The organism is Actinomycetospora straminea (assembly GCF_028737255.1).
GTDB classification, from domain to species: Bacteria; Actinomycetota; Actinomycetes; order Mycobacteriales; family Pseudonocardiaceae; genus Actinomycetospora; species Actinomycetospora straminea.
The window spans coordinates 1-10,186 of record NZ_JAQZAN010000043.1 but is presented as its reverse complement, the minus strand read 5'-3'; the positions used below and the strand labels follow the sequence as shown (position 1 = coordinate 10,186).

At 63.8% G+C, this 10,186-nt stretch carries 6 protein-coding genes; 4 read left to right on the top strand and 2 right to left on the bottom strand.

Annotated elements, in window-relative coordinates; all coding sequences use genetic code 11:
* Positions 1–540 precede the first annotated feature (540 nt).
* Positions 541–2,745, bottom strand: coding sequence for an integration host factor, actinobacterial type (gene mihF, locus PH190_RS30940; RefSeq protein ID WP_274235281.1), 2,205 nt, complete (start codon positions 2,743–2,745; stop codon positions 541–543).
* Positions 2,746–3,941: 1,196 nt separating this feature from the next.
* Positions 3,942–4,079 carry a hypothetical protein gene (locus PH190_RS30360; protein ID WP_274235280.1) on the bottom strand — a complete coding sequence of 46 codons (138 nt, stop codon included), beginning with the start codon at positions 4,077–4,079 and terminating at the stop codon, positions 3,942–3,944.
* A 315-nt stretch (positions 4,080–4,394) separates the two neighbouring features.
* On the opposite strand from PH190_RS30360, the gene PH190_RS30355 reads away from it, so the two are divergent.
* The 4 genes from PH190_RS30355 to PH190_RS30340 all read left to right on the top strand — a co-directional run.
* A complete protein-coding gene (locus PH190_RS30355; RefSeq protein WP_274235279.1) occupies positions 4,395–5,906 on the top strand; it encodes a dynamin family protein in 1,512 nt (503 codons plus the stop codon).
* A 173-nt stretch (positions 5,907–6,079) separates the two neighbouring features.
* Positions 6,080–7,888, top strand: coding sequence for a dynamin family protein (locus PH190_RS30350; RefSeq protein ID WP_274235278.1), 1,809 nt, complete (start codon positions 6,080–6,082; stop codon positions 7,886–7,888).
* 277 nt (positions 7,889–8,165) lie between these two features.
* Positions 8,166–9,458, top strand: a complete 1,293-nt coding sequence (locus PH190_RS30345; RefSeq protein WP_274235277.1) for a glycosyltransferase family protein — start codon at positions 8,166–8,168, stop codon at positions 9,456–9,458.
* Positions 9,459–9,806: 348 nt separating this feature from the next.
* On the top strand, positions 9,807–10,186 hold a 380-nt coding region (locus PH190_RS30340), incomplete at its 3' end, for a hypothetical protein (RefSeq protein WP_274235276.1).

Below are 10,186 nucleotides of genomic sequence, written 5' to 3'. Positions count from 1 at the left end.
GGACATGAACCATGAGCGTAGGCACCGATCGTCGGCCAGTCATTGCACCATGTGGGCCGCGAACTACCTGCAACCGCAAGCACACCCTCCGTCACAAATCAGTAACCCGGCGTCTGGGTCGGTCCGCCCGCGCGGCTTGGTGCCGCACAGCGACATGACCGTGTCGACGATCTTTAGAGTCGTCGCGCACGACGTGCACGGCGACGGTGTGACTGTCGCCCCTCCGGTTCGGGAGCTGTGGGCGCTGTACCGCTCGTGGTCCGGCACTCCGGCTCGGCGGGCGGCGTCCTGCACGATCACCGACATTGCGTGCCCCGGCAACCCCCCAGCCGACGTGGCCTCATCGCGTGCTCGAGCGAAGCATCAGCCCTTCCTTGGCCTTGCCGCTCGCACGGCGCGGTCCCGTCCTATTCGCGCTCTCGCGCAGGTCGTCCGCCTCGTCCGCCTCGTCGGCCGAAATGAAAGCAACGAGCCAGGAAAGATTGGCGGTAGTTGTAGTTCAGTCGGCCTAAATTGGTCCGCTGGTCTCCGAAATTGTCTCTAGGTGCGACCTTGCCTTGCTGAATTTATCGAACGGGCCACGCCGTTGGCACTACTCGTTGAGTTGAGAGTCAATGCTGGAAGGGTGCGAGGGGGAAAATTCAGGTCGACCAACGGGCTTACTTGAAGTACGAGCTTGTCGCTCTGCGCCGTTGCTTTCACTATCGCTTTGAGTGGCAGTACGACCAGGGTGCGACTTCGTCTGTAGATTCCCGGAACCGACTCGCGGAGTCGCCGCCACGAGGGGGAAACCCAGCCTCCCCCCGCGTTGGACAAGTGGAGGTGCGAATCGGTCACAACGAGAACGACTCCACCAATGCTGCCGAGGTTAGCCGGATGTACAGTCGCAACCCTCTCGCTGCTCCCTATCGATTCGCGCAAAGCTGCAACATCCCACTTAACGTTCCATCCCTCGCGTTGCTCGAATTCCGCCAGCATCTTATAGTTATGACCCCAACTGACAATTTTGCTGAGTGAAGGTTCGAGTTCGCTTCTGGGTCTATTCTGCGCTTCATGGACGGGAGGCGAAGACAATGCTGCGGGAGTCGATCTTGCTTCTTTCTGCTCGCTCTCGGCTTGAGCGAATTCACCTAGCAGTGCCTTGCGCTGCCGCTCGCTTAAGCCGCCCACACGCTGAGTTGGGGCGACTTCCAAACGCTCGATCAGCTGTTGTGCCCGAACCTTGCCTACGCCAGGTAAGGCCCTCAACAGCTCCAATATTTTCATTCTTGCTATAGCTTCGTCCGAGCCCGCCCGCTCTATCGCTCCAGAGACGCTAATCTTGCCATGTTTGAGCATCTCCTTGAGTTCGGCTCGGCTGCGGCGGGCTATTGCCGATGCCTCGACAGCGATCGGGCGCTCGGCCTCAGTGGGCTTCTTCGACGGTCGTCCGCCCGCGAATCGCGGTCCTTTGTCGGCCGCTGTTGGCTGAGAGCCTGCCTGATTACTCGGCGCAGGGCTGGTCGGGGAGACGGCCGTCGACCTCATCTTAGAAGTGCTGTCAGTCCTCGCTGAATCGGATCGTGTCTGGCCAATTTGGCCTGTGGCCTGTTGGTAAGTCGGACTCGTCGAGCCGACCGCAGTCTCGGAGGGCGCAGTTTGGGGGGCGGGGTTGAGTGCGGCGCCGGTGGCGACGAGGGTGGCGAGGTCGCCGTGGGCGGCTATCGGGCAGCCGAAGTGTTCTTCGAGCAGGCGGGGGACCAGGGCGAGTTTGGAGCCTCCGCCGACCAGGCAGATGGCGCTGAGGTCAGCGGTGGTGTGTCCGTTGCGCTTGAGCAGGCCCGTGTCGAGGAGTTCGATGGTGCGGCTGATCATGGGGGTGGCCAGGGTGCGTAGTTCGTCTTGGGTGATGGTGTAGCTGCGGCGGCTTTCGATCACCTCGGGGAGCATGATCTGGGTGGTTGCGACGTACTTCAGATTTTCTTTCGCGTCGCGGACCCTGTTGCGCAGCGTCGCGGCGGCCTCTCGCCATCGTGCCTCGGACTGGCCTGCTAGCGGCGGATTGGCCAGCAGCTCTCGTTCCTGGTCAGCGCAGTCGTCCACGACTTTCGTGAATAGTTGCTGGTCGAGGTATTCCCCGCCGAGTTCTTCGTGGCCGCTGGGTTCGCCGATCAGCGTGAATACGTGGTCGCGGTAGCGCAGCAGCGACAGGTCGAGCGTGCCTCCGCCGAGGTCGTAGACGGCGACCAGTGCGTCGTCGGGGAGATCGTGGAACGCGCCGCGCTCGAGTAACGCGCCGGCTGCAGCTACGGGCTCGGCCACCAGTTCGGGCTCGGGTAGATGGGCGCGGGCCGCGGCTTCGGTTACCCGACGCTGCTTGGCGGCCTGCCATGTGGCGGGATGGGTCAGTACCACTCGGGCCGGATGGTGCCCGTTGGTCGCTCTGCGGGCCTCTTCGCCGACGAAGCCGAGCACGGTCGCTACCAGGTCGCGATCGTCGGCCATGACCGCGCCGATCGGCACCCGACCTCGTCCGACCCAGCGTTTCGGGGTTCGTTCGATGTTGAGCGCCGGAGCGCCTGCCGGGATGTGCGGGCCAACCCGCATGGTCCCGGTGTCGTCGCAGAACACCGCCGACGGCAGCTGCGGGGGTCTGTTGCCCAGCGACACGAGGTCCACCCGGCCGGTGGCCGGCCCCGACGGCAACCGTAACGCCGCCACCGTCGACGTCGTCCCGAAATCGATCCCGAGAACCCAACCGGACATGAACCATGAGCGTAGGCACCGATCGTCGGCCAGTCATTGCACCATGTGGACTGCAAACCATGTGCAGTCGTCGGAGCACTCGCCGTCACAGGTCAACACTCGCTATAGCGAGATGTGGTGGGTCTGGTCGGACCGGCCAACTAGGTGCCGCCCGTACCGCTCGGTGTCAATGGTGTGAGCTCGGCGGTGAGGTCGGCCCGCCCGGGTAGGGCAACCGACAAGCGTCCGTTACCGGAGTTGGTGATCCCGCCGTGGACCCGGCTGGCGCCGGAGGAGAACTCCGAGGGCACCAGGCCCAAGCAAGAGCCGACGGTCGAGCCGGCGAGCGCTCCCAGTCGGTGACCTCGGCGCGGAGCCCGACCGCGGTCAGCGTGGAGACCCCACGCACGCAGTGCAGCCGCCCCCCCCCGGAGTGCGCTTGACGTCGCCGCGGGCGTCTTCAACACAGCACGTGGACCGGCGAGCACCTCGACTAGTTGCGTCGCGTGCACACGGGGTAACCTGCGCTGCAGCAAGGACCGCAGTCGGGGGGCGCGCTGCGGCGCGATCTAGTCGAGACCGCGTCCGGCGCGCCGATGGCCAGCCCGCCGCGGTGCGGGCCCGCGTCCGGCCGGCAACCAGCGGCTGCACCAGCGGCGGTGACGGCTCGAAGCGCGCGGCAGGCGCCCTTTGGTCTCCGTCGTCGTCCCCGCTGGGTCGCTCGCGAGCTCGCCGGCTCGTGCTGGAGCCTCGCCATGCTGACGACGACCAGCACTACGAGCACGCAGCCGCCTGACCCCGCGGCCGCGCCCCACAGACCCCCGACGGGCGTCGGGTGGGACAGGCAGCGCGAGCAGCGACCAGCGAAACAGCTATGAGCAGCTCGTTTGTAGCAGAGACAGACTGGCGGGAATTCCCTAGCCTCTGTTCCCACGCGGTGACGAAAGGCCCCACGAAGTTACTCTTGGTGCTCGAGGGGTTACGGCATGTCAAGAACGGCGGTGATCTCATTGAGGGTGCGACTGAACGGCACACGATGCTCCGACCAGTGTCGGGCCCGCGATTCAGGCCGGCGAGTTCCAGCGGCGGCGCGAGAACTAGGCGGCCGCGGGGCAGCGAGCTGCCGCCAACAAGCTCCAACCCAGATCGAGCAGCACGCCTCCGGCGTACAGCGGGCCGGTGACGAGTTTGAGCGCCGCCACGATAAGCGGTCGTCTTCAGGAGAGCGAGTTGTTAGCGATGAATTTCAACGGTAGAACGAACAGCGACTTGGGGTTGCGCAATGGCCCGGTCCCGTCGGCTTCCAGCGCCATCGGCATTGCCTTCGTGCGCAGCCGTTGGTCGACGATCTTCATGAGTGGCGATAACAGAGACTGCCACGTCGAAGAGCGACCACCGGCCTGCCGTGTGTCGGCAAGGTCGAACGCTGACCTGCAGGGGTCTGCCAGCGATCAGTCTCGAGCGTCAAAGTCAGCAGGGGGCGGCGCAGGGACAGAACCAGCACGATATCGACATGGAGACGCGAACTACGAAATGGCAGCGCCCCCGGCTTAGAGCACCGGGCAAGCCAACACCGCGGCGCGGTGATGACGGCGGCTAGTACGACTAGCTCTAGGAAGAAGCTCGACCCACCCGACCTCGCCGAGTAAGCCCGCCGAGTAAGGAGCGCCATGGTGGACGCGCCGACCGAGTCAGTACGACCGCTCTCCCGTCGAGTCGGACAGATGCTTCGTGCCCAGATCGACGAGCTAGGTCCTGGCGCGGTCCGTGACCAATTAATAGCGGAGTGTGCGCGCCTTGATCGACCGTTGCGGGTCGCAGTGGCCGGCCAGGTCAGCGCAGGCAAGTCGACGATGGTGAACGCACTGCTCGCGCGGAGGGTGGCGCCGACGGGAGCCGCCGAGACCACTCGCCTATTCGCCCTCTACGAGTTCGACGAGAACGAGGGTGTCGACATTGAGCTCGCGGACGGAAGGGTCCTGCGACGATCCCTGCGGGCAGACGGGTCGATGCCCACGGAGCTTGGTGTACCGCCCCAAGCGGTCGACCTACTCCGTGTCCGGCTCTCCAGCTCGGCAATGGTCTCGGCGGTGACACTCGTCGATACGCCGGGTCTGGACAGCGTGCGCGAGACTGCATCCGCACTGACCGAACGTCGCATCTTCGGAGGCGAGGGATCAACGACGGTCGACGCCGACGCGCTGATCTTTCTCCTTCAGGCCGGTGGTCGAAACCGGGAGACTGAATGGCTGTCGGCGTTCCGCGAACTCACCGGGAGCTCGTTGGCATCGTGCTCGATCAACACCGTAGGGGTCCTCAGCAAGATCGACCAGGACAACGACCCGGAACCCTTGCGCCAGTTCGGGCGGATCGCGCAGCGGTTGGCTCGTGAGCCCGCCCTTCGCCTTCAACTTGCAACGGTCGTACCGGTGGCTGGTCTCTTGGCGGAGACCGTACGGGCGGGCCTCCTGACAGAGGATCATTTCGCCTCTTTGCAGGCCCTCGCGACGAGCCTTGGGGCGCGATATGCCACGGCAAGCGTCCCGCTGTTTTATAAGGCGATATCGGAGCTCGGCGGCCACGAGCTGCTCGCGGAAGAACTCATTAGCCGTCTCGGACTATTTGGGGTCGATCGGACGCTAGCGGGATTGCAGAGCGGCGTCGAGACGCTCGGCGAGCTATACCGTGTGCTGCTGCGAGAGTCTGGCTTCGAGGCCATCAGCGCGGTGATTTCCCAGGCGTTCATGCCCCGGACCGACGTTCTCAAGGCTGATCAAGCATTAGCTGCCACCACTCGGTTGTCCTATCAGCTTCCCGAGATGGCTGGGGCGCGTATGAGGAGCGTTGCCGAAGAACTGGTGCTCGAGCCCTCAATGCACCAGCTCCGGGAACTGCACGCCGTCCGCGCCTGCATCGGCGACGACGCCGTCGAGCTTCCTGCGAATCTGCAGGAGGAGCTGCGAACCCTAACTGGGAGCGGCACGGCCGCACAACGGCTTGGGCTGCCAGCGAACGCCACGGCCGATGACATCCGCTCAGCAGCACGGAGGAAAGCGATGGAAGCAATAGCGGTTGGCGCCGACCCCACTGTCGGCCCTGGCGAGCGCAGGGTCATCGATGTGATGCGGATGTCCTACGCCGCACTCTGGCAGCAGGCTGACGACCAACTCGCGGCAACCTGAGGGGAAGAACGACGATGAACACTCGACGCGAGAGCGAGTCGGCCGGGGCTCTGAGGCGGATCCGCAGCAATCAGACAGACGGCCCGGCGCAACAGCGTTGGCGCGATCCAGACTTGCTAGCGTCTCACCTCAGGGTCCGCGCACTCCTCGAGGGAACGCTCGCCGAATTGCGCTTGGCGGGGATCGTCGACCTCGGGGTTCGGATCGAGATCGAGTTACTTCGCGTCGACGACCGCGCGCCGGCCAACGTCGTGGTGGCGGGGGAAGCGTCGAGAGGAAAGAGTAGCCTGATCAATGCGCTGGTCGGGTGGCCGGACCTGCTTCCTGTCGATGTCGACGTCGCGACCAACACGTACGTTGTGGTCCAGCCCGGTCTCAGTCCGGAGGCAGAGATCTACCAGCGCAACCAAGAACGCGGCTTTGCAGTTCCGGTCGAGGAACTCGCTGAGTGGGTCGCTGAGGGCGGTCGGAGCGCCCGGCTCAAGAACATTGACTACGCCGTAGTCACTGTTCCATCACCTTTGCTCGACCAGGGACTGTGCCTGATCGACACCCCCGGCGTGGGTGGCCTCAACACGGCGCACGGGGAGACGACGCTCGCCGCCCTTCGACAGGCCGATGCCTTGGTATTCTTACTCGACTCCGGCGCTCCGCTATCGAAGTCCGAGCTCGAGTTCCTCAACGACGCGGCCGATCGGATCGACACCGTGCTGCTCCTGCTCACCAAGACCGACGCCCGTCCCGGTTGGAGGATAGTGCTCGAGGAGAACCGCGACCTGTTGCGGGGCAGAGGGTCGCGGTTCGCCGATGAGGTGATGCTCCCAGTAAGCGCCCGAACAGCCCGCCTGGCCGCGGAGGTAGCGACCACTAACGATCCCGACCTACTCGCCGAGCTGCGCGCCGAGGCAGGCCTGGACGCAGTCGTGTCGAGGCTCGTCGAGGACGTCGCGATGCGCGCCGTCCGATTACGGTTAGCTAACGGGACGCGTCTCGCCATCGCCAGCCTCGAGCGCCTCATCGCTACGTGCGATCGGGGCATTGCCACCCTCTCGGGCGACCCGCAGCCTCTCATGGACCTTCGACAGCGACAGCGTGATCTGGAGGAGCAGACCGTCGGAGCCCGGAGGTGGCGGAGGCAGTGGGTCGAGCGGTTCGCACGTCTCGAACGGGGCCGGATTGCAGCACTGCAGGACGAGATGGCGAAGCTCCGGGAAGCCATCGAGCGGGACATCCTCGAGCGCTGGCACAGCGGTCGGCAGGAAGCCATCGCCGCCGAGATCGAAGCCGACCTTGCCCGTCTCCAGGTGCGCGTCCAAAGCGACCTCTCCGACGAGGTCCTCGCGCTCGTCGGGGACCAAGCCAAGGACCTGGGGGTCGCCGAGCTCGACGTGCGGGCCGGACAGCTGGCACTCCCCGAAAGGGACCGCCTCACGGCGCGACGGGTCAACAGCTTCGACCTGTCGTCGGCCTTCAACGTCGGTCGACAGACCATGTCCGTCGGCGGTGGAGCCTTCCTCAAGAGCAGCGTTCCGGGGTTCGCCGCGTTCCTCGGCGGGCCTACCCTGGCCGCGGTCGGGCCAGCTCTCGGTCTGGCGTCCGGAGCGCTTGCGCTCCTAAAGACACGCAGGATTAACCAGCAGATCGAGGCGCGTCGGGTGTTGGCCGAAAGCCTAGCCCAGTTCCAACGCGACGCGGGTCTCGCCATAGGCGACCTCATCAAAGACATGCGAGACGAGGCCGAAAGGCAGATCGACGATGAGCTCCAGAAGCGCATCGCCGTGCTAAACAACGAGGTCAACCATCTCACCGTCGCCGCACAGCAGGCGGAAAGATCGCAGCGCGATCGATCCACCCTTGAGACGAAGCGGCGCAGTCTCTGCGAGGCCGCCGATAATGCTCGCAAGCTCCTAGTCGACCTCTCGGGCGAAAGCAACGCGACGCTCTCCCTGGGAAACAGCACGACGGCGCCGCACGAGGCGTAGGAGACGAATCCTCGATGCATCGGGCCCCGTTAGAAACCAAGTCCTCACCGATCATCCCGGCCGTTGACGTCGGCGCGCAACGCCTGCGCCCGGAAGCCGCATACACTGCCAGAATTCCCTCAAGTCCGGGAAGGGGGCATTCGAGAGTTGCTTCTAAGCAGTGGGGCCCCAGCTGCAGCTGGGCGAGCTTCTACGCCGGCTTCACAGGGCTCGAGTCCGCCGCCACGTGCGAACCTTATGGGTCCCCACGTCGGCGTACGTACGAAGGGTTCAACGCATGAAGCGCGTCGCTGTCCTCACTACCTTTGTCCACCTGAGCGACGCCTATTCGCTGTGTAGGGTCGTCGAAACCCATGTTCGGATGCTTCTTGAGAATGGATATCCAACGACGTTTGTCGGGTGCGACGGCTTTCAGCCACAAGGAGTGTACTCCGACCCACGCCTGCGACAAAGGCGCCTACCCGTATGCCTGATGGAGAATGATTATGATGCCGTGGAACGGCCGTCCGAGTATTTCAACAAGGTTCACACGCTTGTGTCCGCCCTGCGAAGCATTCTGCAAGAGATTGACGTTGCCATAACGCACGATTTCGTCTATCTTCCTCAGCACCTTGCCTATAACGAAGCGTGTCGCGCACTCGCAGAAGAATTTCCACACGTGACGTGGCTGCACTTCATCCACTCCGCGCCGTGGCCGAATCCGGGCTTCTCCGTCGACGACCCACGGAGCTCGCGATTTAAGCCTCTTGCCCACTCGTGGCTCTTGTACCCGAATTCAGACGACGTGCCACGAGTTGTCGCACAGTATGGTGTCGACATCAGGAGGATCAAGGTGGTGCCGCATGCGGTTAACTGGGAGGGGGACTTTAATTTCCACCCTCTCACCTGCGCACTCATTAGGCAATACGATCTGTATTCACCTGATGTCCTCGCGATCTACCCGATACGCATGGACAGAGGGAAGCGCCCAGAGGATCTTGTCCGCTTGTTCGCCGCCTTGAAGGCGAGAGGGGTTGGCGTGAAGCTGATTATCTTCAACTTCCACTCCACCGCCCAGCACTTCGTTGACTACCGCAACGAAGTGATACGCGAACAAAGGGAACTTGGCCTCAACAGTCGGGAGGTCATATTTACCAATCTGATCGAATCACTCCCGGGTATCCCTCGAGAGGACCTGGAGCATTACCGGCACGAGTTTCCTCACAAGGTAGTCCTCGATCTCTTTCACTTGACAACTTTCTACGCTCATCCGTCTACATCTGAATCGTACTCACTCGTATGTCAAGAGGCGGTCGCCTGCGGGAACCCCTTATTTCTTAATGCACGTCTCTCGGCGATGAGAAGTATGTACGGCACGAATGCCCACTATATTGAGTTTCCTACAGAGCGAGACGCAGCGACCTCTCGAAGCTCAACGATGCCCTATTATAGAGAAGCGGCTGAAAGAATCATCTCCTTGTTCCACGACGAGGCCGCGATTCGATTAAGAACTCGCATGCGCCGCGAGCGAAACACGCAATCGGTCTTCCGGGACTCGTTGGAGCCACTCTTATACCTAGCACCGGAGTAGCTCCTGGGCCTGCCTCGTCGATGCTGTGATGTGGGTGGAGGGGTTCCCCCACCCAGGAAGTTCTTGACCGATTCCTCGGCGAGCTTGGAGGCTTAGACCGAAGACCGGTCGCGCGACCCGTCCGATCATGACCTTCTGTTGGAGTAAGAGATGAGTGACTCCACGTCTACTCCGCCGCCGTCTACTCCGCCGCCGTCTACTCCGCGGCCGTCTACTTCGTCGCCGTCTGCGTCCTCGCCGTCTGCGTCCTCGCCGTCTAGTTACTCGCCGTCTAGCTACTCGCCGTCGCCCACGTCCTCCGATGCAGCCAACGCAGAGGATCCGGCGGTGCGGCACGCTGCCCAGCAGATGGACAGCGCACGGTTCGTGGAGCCGCAGGCGTACTCGCCGGCAGCGACCTACGCTCCGACCTACACCCCGGCGGTGACCTACATGCCGGCGGTGACCTACATGCCGGCGGAGACCTACACCCCGGCGCAGACCTACACCCCGGCGCAGACCTACACCCCGGTGGACATCTTTGCGCCGGCGCAGACCTACACCCCGGCGCAGACCTACACCCCGGTGGACACCTACGCGCCAGCCTCTAGTCGGGCGCAAACCTACACGCCGCCGGCGACCTACACTCAGTCTTATGTCCCGCCGGAGACCTACACCCAGGCTTATGTCCCGCCGGAGACCTACACCCCGGCGCAGACCTACACCCCGGTGGACACCTACGCGCCAGC

Excerpts from the sequence above, each read along its gene's own strand:
- mihF (WP_274235281.1), bottom strand. The coding sequence starts at position 2,745 with ATGTCCGGTTGGGTTCTCGGGATCGATTTCGGGACGACGTCGACGGTG.
- PH190_RS30360 (WP_274235280.1), bottom strand. The coding sequence starts at position 4,079 with ATGAAGATCGTCGACCAACGGCTGCGCACGAAGGCAATGCCGATGGCG.
- PH190_RS30355 (WP_274235279.1), top strand. The coding sequence starts at position 4,395 with ATGGTGGACGCGCCGACCGAGTCAGTACGACCGCTCTCCCGTCGAGTC.
- PH190_RS30345 (WP_274235277.1), top strand. The coding sequence starts at position 8,166 with ATGAAGCGCGTCGCTGTCCTCACTACCTTTGTCCACCTGAGCGACGCC.